This window comes from Myxococcus llanfairpwllgwyngyllgogerychwyrndrobwllllantysiliogogogochensis (genome assembly GCF_006636215.1).
Classification (GTDB): Bacteria; Myxococcota; Myxococcia; order Myxococcales; family Myxococcaceae; genus Myxococcus; species Myxococcus llanfairpwllgwyngyllgogerychwyrndrobwllllantysiliogogogochensis.
Map to the genome: position 1 here is coordinate 1 of NZ_VIFM01000205.1, position 20,456 is coordinate 20,456.

Sequence of the window (20,456 nt, forward strand, 5' to 3'; positions counted from 1 at the left end):
GGGCTGTGGGGGAGCACTTCCGGGAGAGGATGCGACGGCCGCCTCCTCGGGGGAGGTGGAAGCGGCGCTGGACTCGTCGTACTGCCTCCCCACGGAGGCGGACACCCAGCGAGTGAAGGTCATCTTTCCACCCTCGGAATTTGGGAGTGGGCTCTTCGCGGCGGGCCCCGGTCCCTTCGAGGCTTTCCGGGGGACGCTCTTCTTCGGGGCGAACTTCGAGGATGGCCGCCGCGCCCTGTGGAAGAGCGACGGCACCGAAGCGGGCACCGTCCAGGTCAAGAGCCTCCCCAGTTCGACGGGGCTCTTCTGGCCCATCGTCACGGGTCTCAAGGCGACGCCCTCCCGGCTGTTCTTCCTGGCGGGGGACGCGGCACATGGGACGGAGCTGTGGGCGAGTGATGGCACTGGCGCCGGCACCCAATTCGTCAAGGACCTGACACCCGGCCCGGAGAGCTCGTCGCTGAGCCACCTGACGGCGGTGGACGACGCGCTGGTGTTCTTCAAGGAAATCCATGACGACACGACCCCTCGCACCCGCTACGAGCTGTGGCGGTCGGATGGCACATCCTCGGGGACGGTGCGCCTGCGCGACTTCGGCACGGAGATGGACGTCAGCTACCTGGACGCGAAGGTGGATGGCGCGCTGCTCTTCTTCGTGCGCGAGCTGTCGGGCTCGGGCACCAGCCTGTGGAAGACGGATGGCACCACGCAGGGTACCGTCCGGCTCAAGAGGCTCACCTCCGGCGCGGACGCCTTCATCCGCTCCGTGAGGACCTCGGACTCACGCACCCTGTTCATCCTGGGCGAGAGCACCGGGCTGCAGGAGCTGTGGAAGTCGGATGGCACCGCCTCGGGGACGGTGCGGCTGGCGTCCTTTGGCCCCACGCGGACCGTGGAGGTGCTGGGCTCGCTGGGCTCCTGGGTCTACGTCACGACGACGTCCAACACCACCCAGTACATGGTCATCTATCGCGTCCCGCTCGCGGGTGGGAATCCGACGTCCGTGGTCAGCCTGCCCAATGAGTTCGCCTCGCAAGGCGTGGCGTTTCCCTTCATCGACGCGGTGAGCAAGGCGCCCGGAGGCTCGAAGCTGTTCTTCACCGTCCACATCGGCACCGCGGGCCCGGGGCTCCGGGACACGCAGCTGTGGGTGACGGATGGCACCGCGGCGGGAACCACCCTGCTGCGCAAGCCCCTGAGCCTCTCGGACGAGTACAGCTCTCCGCTGCTCGCCGTGTCGGATGACCTGGTCTTCTTCAGCTCGCTCGAGCTGGGTGGCATTGGCGTGGAGCCATGGGTGAGCAATGGCACGCCAGGTGGGACCCGGCGCCTGAAGAACATTTCCACCGGGGCGAGCTCGTCCTATCCGTACCCGTTCTTGAAGGTGGGCTCGCGCGTGTTCTTCGGCGCGTATGACGAGACGCTGGCGGGACAGCTCTGGTCCACCGCCTTGAGCAACACCTGCATGTCGCTCGACACGGCGCGGTAGGCATTGCCCGCCACCACGTCTGCCCAAAAAGAAAGCCCCAGGCTCCTCTTCGGAGCCTGGGGCTGACTTCAGGAGCGCGGGAGAATCACTCGCTCCAGTAGGTCCGCGTCATCAGGCTGAAGCCGGACACGGTGTCGACGAAGAACGCGACGTTGTTGCCGCTCCAGGGGTCGTTCGCGTAGCCGAAGTAGCAGCCCTTGAACGTGCGCCCGTCGGTGAGCGTGTTCAGGTTGTTGACGCCGTTGGTGACGACGGTGGGGTTGAGCTGGTTGTTGCGGTTGGCGAAGTTCAGCACGCCCGCGAAGTTGTTGCGAACCTCGTCGCCGTCCGCGGGGGTGGCGCGCAGGGGCGCGTCGAAGGGCGCCTCGCCCGGCTCGAAGCCGAAGCACTCGTCGATGCCGAAGTGGTAGTAGCGGTCACCCAGCACCTCGTACCAGTTGAAGTGACGGGCCATCTTCGCGCCGTGGTCCGGATGGGGCAGCGCGTTGACCGCGCCGATGAGGGCCTCCAGCGGCTTGCTGAGCGTGGCGGCGTTGCGGAGGTTGCGCAGGCTCACCGCGCCAATGCCGGGGGTGCCGCCAATGGCGTGGGCGGAGGTGAACGGGCGCTGGGTGAGCAGGTTCACCGCGCCGTTCCAGGCGTACGGCAGCACGTCGTGCAGCTCCGTGTCGCTGATGCTGTTCACCAGGGAGACCAGCTCCGCCTGGTCATCCGTGGAGACGGCGAGCTGGTCGATGATGCCGACGCAGGTGCTGGTGATGGCACCCTCGTAGCGCGCGCCGCTCTCGATCTGCGCCAGGCGGGCCTCGCCGACCAGCGGGACGGAGGACAGGTCCGCCAGGGATACGAAGTGGGACGTGGCGCGACGGGCAACGATGTTGCTCACCACGTTGCTCGGCAGGTACTCGTCGAGCTTCGCGAAGGTGGCGTTGTTGACGAAGGTGAGGATGCCCGCGCACTCCGGCGTCACGTCCACGTCGGCGATGGTGAGCGGCGCCTGCTGCTGCTCGTTCTCGACGGGCGCGGGGGACTGCGATTCGGTTTCGGCGGGAGCACAGCCGACGAAGAGACTCATGGACAGCAGGGCTGAACCGAGACGACGCATTCTGAAACTCCTCTTTGGGGGGGGACGACGCGAGACGGACGGCTCATACACCAATAACATGGGTTGCTGACAATCCTCGGGACAGAAGGATTTGTGTGCTCACGGAGAAGCCACGCACGCAGTGGCTTTCGTGAGACGTCCTTCCCTCAGGAAATCCAGCAAGTTGACGAATCTGTCGCGTGTGGCGTTCTCTTGAATACACAGGCCGCCAGTGGCGCCTGTCGACACGTCTCGGGGGTGGGATTGATAACAGTCGAGACATGTTTCACGCCCGGTGCTGCGGGTGGCGCTTCGGGCGTGCGGGTGGACCGGCGCTGCGTGACGCCGCCGTGACACCGCCGGTGTCAGCGGACGGGGTTCACCAGGGTGAGGGTGACGGGAAGGACGTCGTGCCACGAGCCCCGGTCCTGGCGAGGGTGGAGCTGGCGGGTCCACTCCTCCGGCAGGAGGCGGATGCCGAGGGCGGCCTCGAGCGCGCGGTCGATGTCCTCCGGCGTCTCCACATACAGGTGGATGCTTCCGAGCTGGACGGGCCCCTCGAAGAGGAAGGCGCGCTCGCGACCGTGGTCCGCGTAGCGGGCCTCCCAGCGCACCTTCAGCTCCGCCCCGGTGCGGCTCAGCACCGTGAGCCGGTTGTGGACCAGGGCGGGGGCGTCGTTGCCGTACCAGGCCTCCCAGTCCCCTTCCGGGCCGACGACGAGTGATGACCACTCATCGAGCGTGGGATGTCGTCCGCCATTCGCATGGAGGACGGGGACGTCGCCGGCGACGGGGGCTGGCTGGCCGTCCTCGACGGTGGAGTGGGGCGGCTCCAGCTCCAGGATGTACCTCGCAGTGGAGCGCTCGGGCAGGTAGCGGTACTGCGAGGACCCCACATCCCGGGCCCAGGTGTCGATGCGGACGTCCAGCACGGCGGACGCCATCGCATGGCCGTGTCCGCCCAGGACGAGCGGCTTCTCTGGCGAGGGGGCGTCCGGCGGCACCTGGTCGGGCGCCTCGGGGTCGTTCCAGGGCGGCGCTTCCTCCGAAGCTGCTTCCGGTTCGGAGGGCGCGGGCGCTTCAGGGACGGGCGTGAGTCGTTCGAGGAACGCGCTGAAGGACGGCGCGTGGACACGGGCCACGAACAGGTCCGCTGTGTCCGTGTCCGCGTTGCTGTCGAAGAACCAGATGGTCCCGGCGGGCGAGTCCGGCCGGTCTCCGAGCTGGATGCCGAAGAGATTGATGGAGCCCCAGTGGCGGGCGAACGCCATCACGTCCGGCGGGAGGTGCTCTCCGCCGGGCTCGAGCCGCTCCCGTCCCTCCGCGCGAATGGCGAAGAGGGTGCCAAGGTGTACCTCGTCACCGAGCGCGTCCGTGGTACCGGTGGCGCAGCGGCCCAGCTCCAGGCCGTTGTGCAGGGTGAGCAGCTCCCGGTAGTCCGCGGGCAATGGATGCGGGAGGCCGCGCTCGAAGTGCTCCAGTTGCTCCGACGTGGGCGGGGACGGCTGGACGAGCGAAGCCAGGTGGGCCGCGAGGCTGGGGGGCAGGGGAGGCATGCAGGTGCGTTAGAGCATGCGCTCCCGGTGGCTTGAAGCGCTTCATCGATGCGCTGACTCCAGGGCGTTGCCCAGGCACCCCGTGAGCCACTGCGGGGGTGTTGATAGGGATTGCGCTCACGCCGCCAGGAGATTCTGGCATTGCGACGCGCATCTGGGACGGAGGTCCATCGAGACCTGGAAGCAGGTGTGATTCTCTCAAGGCCACCGGAGTCCGGGTCGGGTAAGCCTCCGCGTGTCAGGCGTTCTTCGTTGTCTTTGTCGGGAGCCTGCTGTTGCCTTCCGCCCATGGACGAAAGCCTTCTGCCGGACATCCTCGATGCGCTCGGTCGTCAGCCTCGAGAGTTCGGCGCGGTACAGCTTCACGTGGAGCCCATCCGCCGGTCCCCGGACGGCACGGAGGCGCGTGCCGTCATCTGGCTCCAGGCGGCCTTCACGCCCCTGCCACCCTCGACGAGCCTGCGCGTGGTCGACGCCACGACACGTCGAGAGGTGCGGAGCGGGAGCCTGCCCTCACTGGACGGCGGCAAGGTGCTGCGGTGGGTCCTTCCGCTGAGCCTGGAGGCCGACGTGAAGGAGCTGCTCTTCCTCCTCGCGGCCCCTGTTCCCGAGGACGCCACGCGGGTGCGTCCTCCCTGGCGCCTGTTCGACACGCTGGAGCAGGTGGAGGTCCAGCCGGTTGCCCGTCCCCTGTCGAGCACACTCCTCAGGGCCGGAGTCTTTGCCTCCACCGGCGTGCTCGCCATCACCCTGCCCCCGTCCACGGGTCTGGGGCCTGGCGAGCCACGGACCCGGCGTCATGCGGCGCGCGCGATGCCGGAGGGCTTCGTCGCCGACGTCACGCCCGGCCCCTTCACACCGGACTCCGAGCCCGGCGGTACCGTCATCTGGGAGCCGGGTCAGACGCTGGACACCGCCCGCTGGGTCGAGGCCACGGGCGCGGCCGAAGGCTTGGAGCGCGTGCGATGCGCTTGTGGCGCCGTGGCGCCTCGCGGCGCGGAGTTCTGCCCTCGGTGCCTGGCTTCCCTCGCGGGCGCCTCGCGCGAGGTGTCTCCTCCGGTGTCCGACTCCGACGCGCTCCCCGCCGTCATCGGAACTCCGCCCGTCGAGGAACCGACGGAAGCCACGACGGCGCGATGCCCCCGGCACCCTCGGGTGGAAGAGGTCCAGACCTGTCCGCGCTGCGGAGGGTTCTTCTGTGAAGCCTGTCTTCCGGAGGCGCTCGCGTCCGAGCGAACGCACTGCGCTGACTGTCTGGCGAGAGAGAAGGAGCCTGCGGTGCTCCGCCGTGCGTTGTTCCGGGACCTGGCCTTCATTCAATGTGGCGTGGCTGTGCTGAACCTGGTGATGGGCCTGCTCTCCACGATGACCTCTTCCGAGGCCGAGCCCCTCGCGGGGGTGCTGGGCACCGTGTGCTTCGCGACCCCGTTCCTGGGACTCGCGGGCCTGCTGGTGCTCACCCGGAGCCCCATCGTCGGCTGGGTTGCCTTCGCGTTCGCTACCCTCTTCGGCCTGGCCGCCTTCTTCCTCGGCGTCCATCTGCTGGGTGGCGTCATTCTTGTTTCCGCCGTCATTTCCTATTTCCAGCTCTCCAAGCTGCGAACCCTGTCGAACCCACCCACGCCTACGGTGTGAAGACACACGGACAGCCGAATTTCCTGTCGCCACGGCAAGCGCACTGCCTTTACGCAAAGGCAGTAACGAAAGTCTCGTAATCGCGATATTCGTGTAACGCCGTAAGCAGCAGGAACCCCAGTTCGAGGAGAGCACATGCGAAACATCGTGAGTGGACTGTTGGCGGCCGCGTTGTTGGTGGGCTGTGGTGGCAGCGAGTTGGACGCGCAGGAGCCGCTCCCCCAGGAGGACACCGTGAGCGCGATGGCGTCTCCGGAGTGTGACTCGTGCATCCCCGCGCGGAGCGAGTGTTACTCCACGGCGGAGACCTACCCGCAGAAGGTCATCTGCTCCTCGAACTACACGCTGTGCCGGCAGACGTACTGCAACTGACGACGTCTCCACGGCGCGCGCGTCCGTGAGCAAGCGGTCCGTTCCGGAGTATCGGAGCGGGCCGCTTGTCGTCGCGGGGTTGATGACCGCCGTCGTCCATGACCTGATGCCCGGCGCTGGATATCTCTGGCTGGGAGCTTCTGGAACATGGCGGCGAAGCAGGGTGCGGTGACGAGCTGGGGGCGTGAGGTTTCCTCGGGAGAGGCATGGGCGCGCGTGGAGTCGGCGGCGACGCCCGAGTGGAGGAAGCAGTTGTCCTCCTGGTGGAAGGGTGTCACCGACGAGGGGGTCCTGCTCCACGAAGGTGACCTGGAGGCGGACTCGCTGGTGGTCGGTCCAAGGCCGCTCGTCGTCTCCGGAAGTGTCCGACTGAAGGGGCTGCTCGAGGACGGACACGCGGCCGACCACACGCTGCTCGTCGTGCTGGGAGACCTGGAGGTGGAGAACGTGGCGACGGTCTCCGCCATGTTCATCGCGGGGAACGTCCGGATTCGAGGGCTCCTCTTCGGAGACTCGCTCGGCGACGACGTCTTCTCTGTCGCGGGTGGGTTGAAGGCGCGGGCGCTCGTCGAGGAGCACCACCACCTCCATGTCGCGGGCGCGCTCGACGTGGACGTCCTCGTGGGCAGCAAGCTCACTGCTCCGGGCAAGCCTCGCCAGAAACTGGAGCCGCACGAGGCGCTGCTGCGAGGGGCCTTCACGGTCGAAGAGGAGGACGAGGACGGCGTCGTCGACTCGACGCTGGACCGGAAGGGGCTCCTCGAGAAGCTGCGTAAGGGCAAGCCCGTGCTGGCGGACACGCGGCTCGGTCCGGTGGAGAAGGCGATTGCCGCCGCGAAGGAGAAGGTCGCGAAGGGAGAGAAGGCGCCTCGGATCGGGCTCTCGCTCAAGAAGCTGAAGGCCATTCCCGAGGAGATCTTCTCCCTCACGGGCTTGGAGGGCCTCACGTTGGACTCCAATCCCATCGAGGTGATTTCCCCCCGCATCGGTGAGCTGCGCGCGCTGCGCTCCCTCAGTGTGGAGCGCTTGCCGGTGAGCACGCTGCCCGACGAGCTGTGCCGGCTGCCCGCGCTCAAGAAGCTGAGCCTGCGCTACTGCGACAAGCTCACTCGCCTCCCGGAGGCGTTCGGCGAGCTGGAGTCCCTGGAGGAGCTGTACCTGGATGTCACGGGGCTGGACGGCTTCCCAGAGGTGCTGACGCGCCTGCCGAAGCTCAAGAAGCTCTGGTGGTGGCGCTTCTTCAAGACGCCGCCGAAGAAGCTTCAGGTGTTGGTGGACGGCCTGGGCCGGATGCCGAAGCTGACGCACTCCGGCTTCTTCCAGGGGGAGGTGGCCAATCTGCCAACGAACCTCGCTCCGCTCGCGCGCCTCAAGCAGTTCAAGCTGGGCCTGGAAAAGATTCCCGCGACGGAGGTTCGGCGCCTGGAGGCGGCGCTGCCTCCTGGCCGACTGCACGTGGGTTATTGAGCCGCCCGCGCTGGGCCTGGATGAGAAAGCGAGGAGGTGGGCGTGAGCCGCTTCAGTGGACACCAAGGAAGAGGCAGGTACGGTGTCCGACATGAGGGAAGGAAAGAAGCCACACTGCCCCGACCTCTCTCCGCGCGGGAGGGCCGAGCGCCGGTGGCGCTGGTACGCTCCGGACCTGTCCTTCCGCACCCGGGCACGCTCAGAGCACCAGTGCCGTTAGCGCGTGCTGGCATACTCCAGAGCGGGAGCGCCTTGACCCCCAGCGCCCGTACTTGATTGAAGGACGTGACGATGCGACCGCGCGCCTGTGCCGCTCTTCTCCTCTTTCTCTCGGCGTGCGCTTCGTCGGCACCGAGCCCAAGAGAGCGTGTGACCCGAAACCCAAGGTTCGCCAACCTCCAACGGGCAGCTGAGCTGCCGTGGAAGGACCGGGGGCGGTGCGTCGTCCGTGAGTCTTCCCAGCCTTGGCCTGTACTCGCGGAGCGCTGCTTTCATGTCCTCGACCACGATCGGGTTCGGTTCAACGACCCGACGAGAAGATGTGCGGTCGCTTCGGCGGGCACGGTTGTCCTGGGATTCGGCCTCTGTGTCTTGGCTGCTCCCGAAATCGTCGTGGGCGCGGTGATCGTCGTGGGCGTCGTGGTGGTGGGAGTCGTCATCAAGGAAGCGCTGGAGGCATATGAGCTGAGGGGGAATGGCCGGGAAGAAGTCGAGCCCGAGCCCCAAACGAAGCCCGTCCCGCAGGAGCCCTCCGCGAAGGGAAAGCCCAAGCCAGAGCCATCAGGGCAGGATGGGTTCCCTCCGGTGCCGACCGAGCCCTTGGCACGAGATCGCCGCCCAGAATGCATACCCGTCCCGGTGCCGCACGCGGGCAACGATGCTCCGCATAACGAGTGCGCCGACAAGGTTCCGCCCAATCGTTATCCCGGAATGGACGTACTTATGGGCGGTGTGCGCTTCGATGCGCTGCAAGTCGGCGTGCGCGTGCTGTGGGAGATCAAGACCCATCAATTCGACACGTATCCTGACTTTGTCCAGGAGCGGGAGGTTGAGAAGGAGTTGGAGCAAATCGAGAAGGAGCGAAAAGCTGCTGCGGCGTGCGGATATGACTTCGTCATTGGGGTGAGCACTCAAGCGCACAAGGACGCGCTGCTCGCTGTTGTTCCCTCCCTCAGGATCGTTGTCACGGGATGCAAACGATGACGCCCCAGAATCGCCTCGTTCTGACCGTCTATGCGCCCGCGCTTGTGGGTGACGACAAACGCACACTCGCGGCCGTTCATGGGATGGAGAAGGCGCTCCCCGGCTTGCGTCTAGAGTGGAGAGTTACCGGGGGGCGACGACTTGCTGCATTGCCAGATCGCGACTCATGGCTCGTAGAAAAGATGAAGGACGGGGGCTTCCCTCTCGTGTGCAACGGGGACGAGAGCTACCCCGTGACGGTGATGGGGAGGGGAAGCTCAGGACTCTTCGGTCCTGGCGGTCAGGCCCTGTTTGAAGTCCATGCGAAGTTGCCGCTAGATGCGACGGTTATCGCGGCAGCGGCGGAGCTGCTGGAGCGCGTAGCGGAGGGTACACGTGCGTTCTGGGGGCGTGCGACGCCACACGATGCCGCAGTGGACATCGCGTATCAGACAGCACCCACGCTGGAAGGGCCGCCGTCCCCACGCCGGGGGCTGCCAGCCCTGAAGGTGTTCGAGCACATCCGCTCGCCCGAGATTCCCTATTACCTGGGATGGCTGAACTACTGGTCTGCCGCTGCCGCGCAGGTCATCGGATTCCCCGATTCTGCTCGCGATGCCGAGTTGCTCACGCGGGCGCGGCGCACGGCATCGGGAGGGTGGGTCGTGCAACTCACCGATGCGCCGCTCGACCTGGACAACCCTGCCCACCTGGACGCGCTCCTGCGCGCCTATGAGCGCTTCCCAGAGATCGGCGGGCGCTCCGCACGGTGACCCCTCGGTGCCGTGACGCGGGAGCACTGCCGAAATGGACTCGCGGATCGACGTGGAACACTCCGCACCGCCGAGCGTGCGAGCCACGCCCTGTCTGATGGCCGAGGCTCGTCCCATCCGAGGAACAGCCAGCCGAAGGAGCCGTGCGTCGCCTCGTCCTTCATGATGAGCCGCGGCGAGTCGGAGACGTGCGCCTTCCTGCTCGCGTTGCCCGGCGAGCGCCCCTGCGAGCGGGAAGAGCTTTCGGGCGACGCAGTGCGTGAGCACATGAGGACATTCATCGCTGACAGGGGAGGCTCGCGGATGCACCGTCTGTTGCGCCACATCCGGAGGTTCTTCCGACTCCAGCCAGGCAGGCCCGCGTGGGCGGCCGGCATCCGCGCGGCGCTGGCTGTCACCATTCCCTTCTCGCTCGCGACGCTGCTGGGCTTCATGGACGCGGGCTGGACGGGACTCACCGGGCTGCTCGTGACGCTGGCGAATCCCGGAGGCGCGTACCGGGGCCGGGCGCGGGTGATGGGAGCGGTGACGCTGCTCGGTGCGCTCGTGGGGACCATCGCCGCGCTGGCGGGCGGGCGTCTGTTGCTGGATGCGACTCTGCTCCTGTTGGGGGTCTTCGTCCTGACGTTCGCCCGGTGTTACGGCGACACGGCGGGCTCGGTGGGCGAGAAGCTCGCGGTCATCTTCGTGGCGTCACTGGGGGCGCATGCCGTGGAGCTGGACGCGGCGCTGACGCGCGGAGGGGCGCTCCTGCTGGGCGGCGGGTGGGCGATGTTGCAATCGTTGGTGCTCTGGCCGGTGCATCCCTATCGCCCGTCGCGTCGGTCCATCGCGCATGTCTACACGTCGCTCGCGGATGGGGCGAGAGACCTCGCGATGCTCTCGCGCGAGGGAGCCCCCGCCGAGGTCTGGACGGCGGCCACGACGCGGCATCTGCCGCTGCGCGCGAAGATTGAGCGAGCGCGGGAGACCCTGGCGTCCACGCGGGTGGGGCGCTCCGAGGAGTCGCGGCGAGGGGAGCACCTTCTCGTGCTCCTGGAGCTGAGCGAGCAACTGCTCGGGGTGTTGTTCGCGTTGGCACAGGCGATGGAGGTCGCCAGCCCCGAGCGCAGGCTGCGGCCCGTGCGGGAGCAGGTGGCGCGGGCGTGTGACTGGTACGCGGAGATTTCGCAGCGGGTGGCGACGGTGTCCCTGGCGCCGGAAACGGCGGCTGTCTACTGGCCGCGCTTTCCCACCCACCATGAGGAGCTGGGGCTCCGGGGGAAGTGGCTTCGGGTGGTTCCGGCCTCCGTGACGGAGTTGTTGACGCGGCTGAAGGGGCACGCCGTCGCCGCGCAGCGGACCGCCATGGCGATGCGGCGTGGAGACCCGGTGGAGGTGGGCAACGCCGAGTCCATGTTGCGAGCGAACCGGCGCCGTCCTCTCCTGGAGACGTTGCGCGCGAACCTGAACTCGCGGTCCGTGGTGCTCCGGCACGCGCTGCGAGCGGGCACCGTCGCCTGTCTGGCATTGGTGCTCACTCGAGTGTTGGGACTGGGCGAGGCGTACTGGGTGGTGCTCTCCGCCATCGGTATCCTCCAGCCATACTCGGCGAACACGGAGGAGCGCGCGCTCCAGCGCGTGACAGGGACGCTGCTGGGCGGGACGCTCGCGGCGGTGATTGCCACCGGGGTGGGCTCTCCGCTGGTGTTGATCGTGGTGATCGGGGTGCTGACCGCGGTCTCCGTGTCGCTGTTGCCGCTCAACTTCGGTGCGTTCCAGATTCTCCTCACGCCGGACTTCCTCCTGCTCGCGACGCTGAGCGCGGGGGACTGGTCCGTCGCGGAGAACCGGGCGCTGGGCGTGCTGCTGGCCTGCGTGCTGGCGCTCGCGGGGGTGTGGCTGTTGTGGCCGTATCCAGAGCGCAGGCGCTTCCCGGATGCGGCGGCGACGGTGCTGCGCGCGGATGGGAACTACTTCCGACAGGTGGCGGCGAGCCGCAGCGGTACCGAACCGGGTGTCAGCGCGGCGCGCAGGGACCTGGGGCTCGCGATGATTGACGCGGAGGCGTCCTTCGAGCGGCTCATGGCGGAGTACCGGGGGCCCGCTCACCGGCTGGAGCCGGCGATGGCGCTGCTCACGTACTCCCGGCGCCTCGCCGCGTCGGTGACGGCGCTGGGCGAGCAGAAGTCCGTGATTCCCTCCTCGGAGGTGCTGGACGTGGTGGCGCACAAGGCGAGCGGCACGCTGGATGCGCTCGCGGACTCGCTGAGGCAGGGACAGACGCCCCCGCCCATGCCGGAGCTCCCGCTGCGCCGCATCGCCAATGACCCGGTGTCGGGGCCGTTGGTGGAGCGGGTGCCCCGCCAGCTCGAAATCCTGCATGGCGCGGTGGAGAAGCTGGCGTGGACGTGAAGGGCGTGAGCTGACCTGGGAGGATTCCGACCCCAGACGCGCAACTGGAATTCGCGCTGAAGGCTCCCGCGAAGGCCGAGGAGGCCGCTCCAAAGCGCCTGTTGCGCGACGAGTCGCGGTTCGAGTCCAGGTCCCCGGCCAAGGCGCCCGTGGAGCTGAACCCGGGCAGCGGCTCGGGTGCCCCCGCCAAGGCGCCCACGCCCGGCAAGGTCGACATTGAAGGCATCTCCAACATGAAGGACCCGGTGGCCCGCAACCAGGCCATCACCCAGGGCTACTACGAGCTCTCCAACCAGATGGCGGGACTGCTGGGGAAGGAGAACGCCAACTGGGCCACCCTTGGCGTCTGGGCTTCGAAGCAGGCGGGCGTGAGCATCCGGCAGGAGGACCTGCCGAAGGTGTTCATGGACCAGCTCAAGGGCGACAACAAGTGGCTCGGCGCCCTGACGAACATCGGCCTCGGTGCCATCAATCCGCTCGCCCCCGCGATGGCGGAGGCCCTGAAGGTCCCCATCAAGGACGCGCTGAATCGCGTCAGCGACGCCATCGCGGATGGCAACCAGAAGCTCTTCAAGGACATCGCGCCGGAGTTCCAGCGCTTCACGGAGACCTTCAAGGGCGACACGAAGTACGACGCCGCCAAGGTGGAGAAGTACCTGGAGGGTTTCCCGCCGGGGAAGGAGAACCTCAAGGCCGCCTTCGCCGACTACTCCAAGGCGATGTTCGAGAAGGACCCGAACAAGAAGGCGGAGCTGATGCTCTCCGCCAATGACCGGGTGGGCGTCCATGAGCAGAGCCTGATTCAGGGCGAGGTGGAGCGCGCCCTCAACGCCCCGCTCAAGGAGACCTTCGCCCCCATCGTCAAGGCCACCATCGACGCGGCTGGCAATGCGCTGCCTTTCCCGGCGAACCTCGCCTCCAAGGGCGCAAAGGCAACCGGCCTCGTCGACAAGGCGGTGGACAGCGTCGTGAACGGCCTGACGGGCCAGTTCCGCAAGTTCGCCACCGAGCACATGATGAAGATTGGTCTGCCGGAGGGCAGCCTGAGCCTGGGTGACGACGTGAATCCCGGGGCGCAGGGCGCCTTCCCCGAGCACCTGCGCACCATCGAAAGCGGCGAGCTGAACCGGCTCCTATCCCAGTACGACAAGTCGCCCAACTCGCTGAAGGGCTCGTCGGCCAATGACTGGTCCAAGTTCGACCAGCGCATGAACTACATCGTCGACCTGTTCCGCTCTCGCCAGGGCGACCCGCGCCTCTTCAACGCGCCCTGAGCCGCTTGCCAGAGGGCCTCCGGACGCTCGCCCGTTCGCCCTCTTTCTCGAGCCTCGGATTTCAGGTGTCTGGGTTTGAATCCAGGCGCTGAAAACCGGTGCTCCTCGTATTGAAGGTGACTCCCAGGGTGCGCCTCGTGGCTCGCCTTGACATCCCCTCATGGGTGCGGTTGAACTGCCCGCGATTCGCAATTGCGAATCATTATCAACTGGGCGGCCCGTGAGGAGGACATGGCGACATCGACCCTGCTGATGGTGCTGGGCCTCGCCGTGCTTCGTGGCGTCGCGCTTCCTCCGGTGCTGGCCCGTCATCGATTCTGGGTGAGGGGGCTGGGGGGCTGCTGCCTCATCGCCGCCGTGGGCTTCGCGGTGAAGGCCCAGGGGCTCGCCGTGGGGCTGACCTGCGCGCTCGTGGTGGCGATGCTGGTGGCTCCGGTGCTCGCGCTGGCGGCCCCGCTGTGGCCTCGCGCCACGCGGTACGTGTGGCCGGTGGGGGCCCTGGGGCTCGCGTGGCTGTGGTCGGGGGCCGTCTGATGGCCCACCAGCATGGCCCCGGTCGCATCGCCGCCGCTGTCACGGGGGCTCCCGGGGCCGCGGTGCTCGCGAGCCTGGCCGTCCCCGCGGTGCTGCCCGTGTCCGCGGACGTCCGGTTGCTCATCGCGCTGCTCGCGGTGCTGCCCGCCGCCGCCACCGCCGCGTGTCTGGCCTTGCTCGCGCGCAGCGCCGTGCGCGCGTGGGTGGCCTCCGCGCTCGTGGCCGTCGTGGCGGCCGTCGTCCTGGTGCTCGCGTGAAGCTCTCTTCCCGCGCGTACGAGATTCTCTGGGATGCCCACGCGTGGGCCGGCGTGCTCTCGTCGCTGGTCCTCTTCGTGACGTTCTTCCTGGGGGCCTTCGCGCTCTTCGCGGAGGAGCTGTCGCCCTGGCAGGAGCCCACGTTCCGAGCGCCCATCGCCGTGCCGGAGGCTCAGGCCGTCGCGCTCGCGCAAAGGCTCGCGGACACGGAGGCCGCGTCGCGCCCGGTCTGGTTCGGCATCTCCCTGCCCACCGAAGAGGAGCCGTGGCTGCGGCTGTGGCGGATGACCGACGGCGCCATCCATCCGCTCTGGTTGGACCCTGTCTCCGGCCGTCAGCTCGGGGAGCGCAGCGACCTGGGGGAGTACCTCAACGCGATGCACTTCCTGGAGCCGTTGCCGGGAGGAAAGCATTTGTCGGGGCTCGCCTCGGCGGTGCTCGTCCTGCTGGTGGGCACGGGGCTGTTGCTCCAACTGGGCCGGATGCTGCGCGAGCTGGTCCAGTTCCGTCCGGGCTCGTCGCGGCGGGTGTTCTGGTCCGACACGCACAAGGTGATTGGCGTCATCAGCGCGCCGTTCCTGCTCGTCTTCGGACTCACGGGCGGGATTCTCTGGTTCGACGACTGGTTCGAGCCCGCCGTGGTGAAGACGTCGATGAAGGGCGACCTCCAGGTGAAGGAGCGCGCCGTGGACTGGCCCTCTCCTCCCGCCGCGTCGGGCAGGCCCGCGGGTGCGCCCGACCTGGCCCATGCGCTCGCGCTGGCGAAGCAGCGCTTCCCCGCGTCGTCGCATCACTGGTTCTTCTTCGACAACCTCGGTGACGAGCACGGCCTCGTCCACCTTCCGGGCGAGCGCGAGGGCACGCTCCACGCCTTCACCCACGTGCGTGTCTCGCGGACGGGGGAGCTGGTGTGGGCCCGCGACACGGGAGGCGGGACGCTCTACTCGCGGGTGATGGACCCGCTGTATGGGCTGCACTTCGCCACCTGGGCCAGCCTCCCCGCCAAGGTGCTCTACGCCCTGCTGTCCTTCGTCTGCGCGTTCGGCATCCTCGCGGGCAACCTGCTCTGGTTGGAGCGGCGGCGCGCGAAGGCGTCCAGCCGGTTCGACCGGGTGCTCGCGAAGCTGACCTCCGGGGTCTGCGCGGGACTCCCATTGGCGGTCGCGAGCCTGTTCCTGGCCAATCAGGTGCTCCCCTCGGAGCTGTCCGCGCGTCCGGGCTGGGAGCACGCCGCCTTCCTCTCTGCCTGGGCGCTCGGAGTCGTCGGCGCCTTCGTCGACAGCGAGCCCGCGCGGTATGCGCGCCGCCTGCTCCTGGGCGCCAGCGTGCTGCTCGTCGTCGTCCCGCTCATCGACGCGGCGAGGACGGGGCGGTGGCCGCTCGCCTCCGGCTCCGCGCACGTCCTGGTGACCGAGCTGGGCCTCGTGGCGCTGGCGCTCCTCCTCGCTGGCGCGGCGCGCGGCATCCGTCGCCTCCAGCGGCCCACGCCTGTCGCTTCCTCAGCTTCCGTCGAGCCGGAGGCCCCCGCCTCCGTGCCGACCTGACCCTCCACGCCTCATCCCCCTCAACGGAGTTCATCATGAGCACCCTCCGCCGTCTCGCCACGGCATCCGCCGCCACCTCGCTCCTGCTCACCACCGCCCTGGTGGGCTGCGGAGACGACGACGAGAAGACGCCGGGCCCGTCCGATACCAAGGAGCCCGTGTACAGCCTGGCCACGTCGGTCTTCTCCCAGGCCGGCAGCGCCACGTACGTGAGCGTCTTCAACTCGCTGGACGTCACCGCGTTGGATTTGACGAAGGCCCGCGAGCACTCTGGCTTCGCGACGATTGGCGCCGTCGACGGCATGCTCTTCGTCGGCGCCGGCGAGGCGCCCGAGGTGTCGCGCTACACGGTGAAGGATGACGGCACGCTGGAGGACGCGGGGCGCATCAGCTTCGCCAACTACGGCCTTGCCACCTCGCCGCTCTACTTCAACCAGTTCGTGGACTCGACGAGCGCGTACATGTCGCTGGAGGAGTCCCGGCGCATCCTCTGGAATCCCTCGACGATGGAGATCTCGGGCCCCGCCGAGGTGCCGGGCGTGGTCCGCGAGCGCGAGGACCTGGTGGTGAAGACGGGCTATGACCGCGCCCGCGTGGTGCGCGGTGAGTATGTGTTCCAGTCGTTCTACTGGACGGATGGCAGCTACTTCAACTTCCTGCCCACCTCGCAGATCGCCATCTACTCGAAGGCGGATGACAGTCTGGTGAAGCTGCTGGATGCGCCGTGCCCCGGGCTCGACGTGGCGACGCAGGACGAGGCCGGCAACATCTACTTCTCCAACTGGGTGTTCAGCTCCGCGGCGCCCGTCCTCAAGGAGACCGCGCCCGCCACCTGCATGGTGCGCATCAAGGCCGGGGCGCAGGAGATTGACACCACCTTCACGCGCTCGCTCTCCTCGATGGTGGGCGGCCGCCAGACGGCGGCGTTCCGCTACCTGGGCAATGGCACCGGCGTCGTCGCCGTGTTCCACGACGAGAACCTGACCATCGACGAGAACACGAAGGCGACGGACATCACCAGCGGCCTGCACTGGAAGCTGTGGCGGGTGAACCTGGAGGCCGGCACGGCGTCGCCCATTGAAGAGCTCGGCTTCATCGCGGGCGGTTACTACTCCTTCACGCTGGACGGCCGGACGTTCCTGCTGCTGCCCACGGCCGACTACAGCAAGACGGCCATCTGGGAGCTGGGCGTCAGCGGCGCGCCGGTGAAGCGCTTCGAGACGCTGGGCTGGGCGTACCAGTTCGTGAAGGTGCGCTGAGTCGTCGTGCCCGACGCGCCTGGCTTCTTTCGAGGCCGGGCGCGTCGTCCTTCACGTCCGTCAGTACTCGAGCGTGCCCTTGAGCCAGGCCGCGCGGCCGGGGCGCTCGACGCCGTAGAAGTCGAAGACGCGCGCGTCGGTGACGTTCTCCAACTCGGCGGTGAGTCCCGCGGTGAGCTTGCCTCGCCGGACGCGGTAGCCGACTCCCGCCGCCTGCACGAACTGGGTGGCGATGGTCTCCTTCGACTCCACCGTGCCCAGCGTCTCCCAGTTGCGGAAGAAGCCCTTCACGTAGCGGGTGCTCCAGAACGGGGACAGCTCGTCTTCCGCCAGCGCCAGCCCTCGCAGGGACACGCGGGCCGTGGCGTTGGCGAAGAGCCACGGACGGTTCGGCAGGCGGCTTCCCTCGAAGGCGCCGAAGGTGCCCTGGCCGGAGACGTTGCGCGGGTTCTGCACGGTGGCGTTGGCGTCCAGGCTGAAGAGGCCGCCCGGTGAGCTCCACCCGGCCGAGCCCTCCACGCCGAGAATCCGTGCCGCGTACACGTTCTGGTAGCTCCAGTCCCGGTCTCTCCCCGCGAGCAGGATGAGGTTGTCCGCGAAGCGGGCGAAGCCGTTGAGCTCACCCCGGAAGTTGCCCAGCTTCGTGCGCAGCGGCACGGAGGCGAGGCCCAGGTTCAGGTTGTGGCTGTGCTCCGGCTCCAGGTCCAGGTTCTCCTGGATGAGCACTCCGTTGCCGAAGACCTCGTCGGGGCGCGGCAGGCGCGTGGCGCGCTCGTAGCTGGCCTTGAGGTAGACGGGCGCGCCCAGCCGGAGCCGCAGCGCCGCGCCGCCTCCAAGCTGATGCAGCTCGCGGTCCTTGTTCCGCCAGCCCCCCGTCTCCATCGGCTGCTCGGCCTTGCCCTGGTAGACGTAGTCCTTGCCGAAGAGGATGACCTCCAGCGCGTCGTCGAACAGGTCGACTTCGTATTCGAGCCCGGTGACGAAGGTGAGCTGCGAGCGCTCCGGGGCGAGCCGGTCCGGGTCGCTGGGGCTGAGCCTGCGCCGCTCCTCACCGGTCCGCGCCGTCCTCGTCGGAGCGAAGGCGAGCCGCAGCGTCTGGTGCTTCGCCACGTCCCAGCCCACGTTGACGCGGCCATAGAGAGAGCGCTGCCAGACGGTCTGGTCGACGGGGGTCCCACCCATCTCTCCCGCCACGACGCGCTGACGGACGCGGTTGCCGAACCAGTCGTAGACCCACTCACCCACGTCCGTGAGCTTCGTGGCCTGCCACGCGTAGCCCGCCAGCACGTCCAGGCGGACGCTCGGCGACAGCGTCTTCGCGTAGAGCACCTGCGCGCCCAGCGTGTCGGAGTCGTAGCGGGCCTCGCCGTACGGCGTGCCCGACATCACCAGGTTGTGTTGCAACTCCTTGTCGTGCTGGGAGCCGAAGGCGCGCACGACGAGGCGGTCCGCCCAGGACAGGCCGGTGTAGCCCGCCTCGACGCCACCGCCGAGCGCCTCGTAGCCGTCGTGGAAGCGCTTGACGGTGACGGGACGGAGGCTGCCCCGGTCATCCACGGCCTCCACGTCGACGGAGTAGTCGTTGTTCGTGGTGTCGGCGAAGAAGTGGGCCCGCGCGTAGAAGCCCTCTTCCGTGGGCTTGTAGCCGCCGCCGAGCGTGAGGCGGAAGGTGCCGAAGGCTCCACCCTGGAGTGACACGGCGCCATGCGCGCCGACCTCCTGGGGCGAGGAGACGAGGTTGACGGCGCCACCGAGCGCGTCCGCGCCGTAGCGCACCGGCACCACGCCCCGGTAGAGCTGGATGGAGTCCACCAGGTTGACGGGCACGTTGGCGATGCCGAAGGGATAGCCCGAGAGGTCCAGCGGCACGCCGTCCAGGAAGAAGCGAATCTGGTCGTCGGTAAGGCCGTTGAGCGCGAACAGGGCGGTGCTGCCGAGCCCGCCCGTGCGCCGCACCTCCACGCCTTCCTGCGAGGCGAGCACCTGGCCCAGGTCTCCGGAGCGGGAGCGCGCGCGCTGGATGCTCACGACTCTCACGGCCTCGGCGGACTGGCGTCGCTCTTCCGAGTCAGAGCGCGCGGAGACGGTGGTCTCCAGCTTCTTCTCCTCGGGGACCGGTGGCGTGGCCTCGGTGATGGGGGCTGTCGCCGTGGGCTCGGAGCCGGGCTGCTGAGGGACGGGCGGCGGAGGCGCGTCGAGCTTGAAGGTGTGGGCCAGTTCAATCTGGCACGCCACGGCCTCACCCCGGACGCGCGCGGGCTCGAACTTGAAGGACAGGCTGGCGGTCCGCACCGCTTCGTCGAAGGCCGCGCCCGCGGAGCGGACGACCTCCGAGTCCGTCACGCTGCCCTGCTCGTCGAGCGTGAGCCGGAGGACGACCTCACCCTCGCGGCCGGCCGCCTGCTCGGCCTCGGGATAGGGGACCGCGACGCTGTCGAGGCGCCGAGGCACCTGGACCTCATCGCTCGGAGGAGCCTCCGCCGTGGCTGTCGCCGGAGCCTGCTCCTGGGAGGGAGACAGCGTGGACGGGGCCGGGGAGGCCACCGAGAGGAGCAGCGCGAGGGAGGTGACCGGTGAGAACATCCGCAATCCCGGACTACTTGGTTTTGCGACGCAATATCAATTGCGCGCCCCGGGGGATATCGGGGATTGCGGTGGGGCGGTCAAGGCGCGCGGCCCTCCGCCTGTCCGGGGGCTGCTCCCTCGCCCGCGAGCCCGGGCCATATGGGCTCGCGGTGAGGGACGAAGCCGCTCACTGGACGATGGCGCCCAGCTCCGTCTCACCCGGTTCAATCTTCGCTTCCGGGTTGGACCACACGAAGGGGATGCCCGGCTGCCGGTAGAGGGTGGTGGGGATGTCCTTGGCCAGCTGCGCGTGCAGCTCCGGGAGCTGGGACCAGTGCACGCCATGCTTCGCGTGGTGGGCGGTGTGGAAGCCCAGGTTGCCGGTCATGAGGTTGTAGCCCCGGTGAACGATGTTGTACGAGGCCTGGGTGTGCTCCGTCGCCTCCAGCCCCACGTGGTGGAAGTAGGTGGCCCAGACGGTGACGTAGAGCGACGCCACCATGGGGAGCAGGAACACGAAGAGGGCGTTGTACCAGTTGTGCCAGAACAGCACGCCGAGCAGCGCCACCTGGAGCGCGGCCATGGCCAGGAAGATGCGCTGGGCCTTCGGCTGCGCGCGTCCCACGGCGTAGGCCCGGGGATAGGCCAGCAGCGTGTTGATGACAGAGAACTCGACCTCGCCCATGGTGGACCCGTCCGCGCGCTTCCAGCGGGCCTCGTCCTTCTCCTGGTCCAGGTAGTTGCGGTGGTGGCCGACCACGTGGTGCAGGAACCACGCGTGGGACGTCACGCCCGTCTGGAAGCCGAAGACGACCTCCAGCAGCCGGTTGGGCAGCGCGTGGCGGAACATGGGCACGTGCTGGTGGTGGTGGTTCCAGGCGCTGATCCACCCCTTGGGAATCACCCAGAGGGCGAGCCACAGGAGGGGGAGCCACCAGCTTCTCGCCGTGAAGTAGACCGTCAGGTCCAGGGCGAACACCGTGGCGAACAGCAGGACGGGGATGCGGTCTCTGGGATGTCGGAACAATGTCATGCGGTTTCCACAGCGGGGGTGGGACGGGCTCCCAGGGG

At 68.3% G+C, this 20,456-nt stretch carries 16 protein-coding genes; 12 read left to right on the forward strand and 4 right to left on the reverse strand.

Annotated features, from left to right (window positions below; genetic code table 11):
* Positions 1–1,489: ELWxxDGT repeat protein (locus tag FJV41_RS35580; protein ID WP_141647057.1), on the forward strand; the 1,489-nt coding region annotated here is incomplete at its 5' end.
* An 85-nt stretch (positions 1,490–1,574) separates the two neighbouring features.
* Here the strand turns inward: FJV41_RS35580 and FJV41_RS35585 are convergent.
* Both FJV41_RS35585 and FJV41_RS35590 read right to left on the reverse strand, forming a co-directional pair.
* Entirely contained in the window at positions 1,575–2,594 is a 1,020-nt protein-coding gene (locus FJV41_RS35585) for a hypothetical protein (RefSeq protein ID WP_141647058.1), read from the reverse strand.
* Between the two features lie 344 nt (positions 2,595–2,938).
* The gene (locus FJV41_RS35590; protein WP_141647059.1) at positions 2,939–4,129 is read right to left on the reverse strand and encodes an SMI1/KNR4 family protein; all 1,191 of its coding nucleotides are present in this window, start codon (positions 4,127–4,129) and stop codon (positions 2,939–2,941) included.
* A 288-nt stretch (positions 4,130–4,417) separates the two neighbouring features.
* Here FJV41_RS35590 and FJV41_RS35595 point away from each other — a divergent pair, with 288 nt between their 5' ends.
* From FJV41_RS35595 to FJV41_RS35645, 11 genes are all read left to right on the forward strand, one after another.
* Positions 4,418–5,764 (forward strand): hypothetical protein, encoded by a 1,347-nt coding sequence (locus FJV41_RS35595; RefSeq protein ID WP_141647060.1) that lies wholly within the window; start codon positions 4,418–4,420, stop codon positions 5,762–5,764.
* Positions 5,765–5,899: 135 nt separating this feature from the next.
* Positions 5,900–6,136 (forward strand): putative periplasmic lipoprotein, encoded by a 237-nt coding sequence (locus tag FJV41_RS35600; RefSeq protein ID WP_141647061.1) that lies wholly within the window; start codon positions 5,900–5,902, stop codon positions 6,134–6,136.
* Between the two features lie 147 nt (positions 6,137–6,283).
* On the forward strand, positions 6,284–7,603 hold the full coding sequence (locus tag FJV41_RS35605) for a leucine-rich repeat domain-containing protein (protein WP_141647062.1): 1,320 nt from the start codon (positions 6,284–6,286) through the stop codon (positions 7,601–7,603).
* A gap of 612 nt (positions 7,604–8,215) precedes the next feature.
* Positions 8,216–8,806: a DUF6310 domain-containing protein gene (locus FJV41_RS54875; RefSeq protein ID WP_306440924.1), complete on the forward strand. Its 591-nt coding sequence runs from the start codon at positions 8,216–8,218 to the stop codon at positions 8,804–8,806.
* Positions 8,803–9,558 carry a DUF5953 family protein gene (locus FJV41_RS35615; RefSeq protein ID WP_141647063.1) on the forward strand — a complete coding sequence of 252 codons (756 nt, stop codon included), beginning with the start codon at positions 8,803–8,805 and terminating at the stop codon, positions 9,556–9,558. The genes FJV41_RS54875 and FJV41_RS35615 overlap by 4 nt, the downstream gene beginning before the upstream one ends.
* 303 nt (positions 9,559–9,861) lie before the next feature.
* Positions 9,862–11,952, forward strand: a complete 2,091-nt coding sequence (locus FJV41_RS35620) for an FUSC family protein (protein WP_141647064.1) — start codon at positions 9,862–9,864, stop codon at positions 11,950–11,952.
* Positions 11,953–12,053: 101 nt separating this feature from the next.
* Entirely contained in the window at positions 12,054–13,226 is a 1,173-nt protein-coding gene (locus FJV41_RS35625; protein ID WP_181791150.1) for a hypothetical protein, read from the forward strand.
* 231 nt (positions 13,227–13,457) lie between these two features.
* Positions 13,458–13,760 (forward strand): hypothetical protein, encoded by a 303-nt coding sequence (locus tag FJV41_RS35630; protein ID WP_141647065.1) that lies wholly within the window; start codon positions 13,458–13,460, stop codon positions 13,758–13,760.
* On the forward strand, positions 13,760–14,017 hold the full coding sequence (locus tag FJV41_RS35635) for a hypothetical protein (RefSeq protein ID WP_141647066.1): 258 nt from the start codon (positions 13,760–13,762) through the stop codon (positions 14,015–14,017). Before FJV41_RS35630 ends, FJV41_RS35635 begins: the two co-directional genes overlap by 1 nt.
* Positions 14,014–15,561, forward strand: a complete 1,548-nt coding sequence (locus FJV41_RS35640) for a PepSY-associated TM helix domain-containing protein (protein ID WP_141647067.1) — start codon at positions 14,014–14,016, stop codon at positions 15,559–15,561. Before FJV41_RS35635 ends, FJV41_RS35640 begins: the two co-directional genes overlap by 4 nt.
* A gap of 35 nt (positions 15,562–15,596) precedes the next feature.
* Positions 15,597–16,820, forward strand: coding sequence for a DUF4374 domain-containing protein (locus FJV41_RS35645; RefSeq protein ID WP_141647068.1), 1,224 nt, complete (start codon positions 15,597–15,599; stop codon positions 16,818–16,820).
* A gap of 60 nt (positions 16,821–16,880) precedes the next feature.
* On the opposite strand, the gene mxcH is transcribed toward FJV41_RS35645, so the two are convergent.
* Complete coding sequence (mxcH, locus tag FJV41_RS35650; RefSeq protein WP_141647069.1) at positions 16,881–19,403, reverse strand: TonB-dependent siderophore myxochelin receptor MxcH; 2,523 nt, start codon at positions 19,401–19,403, stop codon at positions 16,881–16,883.
* A 169-nt stretch (positions 19,404–19,572) separates the two neighbouring features.
* Entirely contained in the window at positions 19,573–20,418 is an 846-nt protein-coding gene (locus FJV41_RS35655; protein WP_141647070.1) for a fatty acid desaturase family protein, read from the reverse strand.
* Positions 20,419–20,456 lie beyond the last annotated feature (38 nt).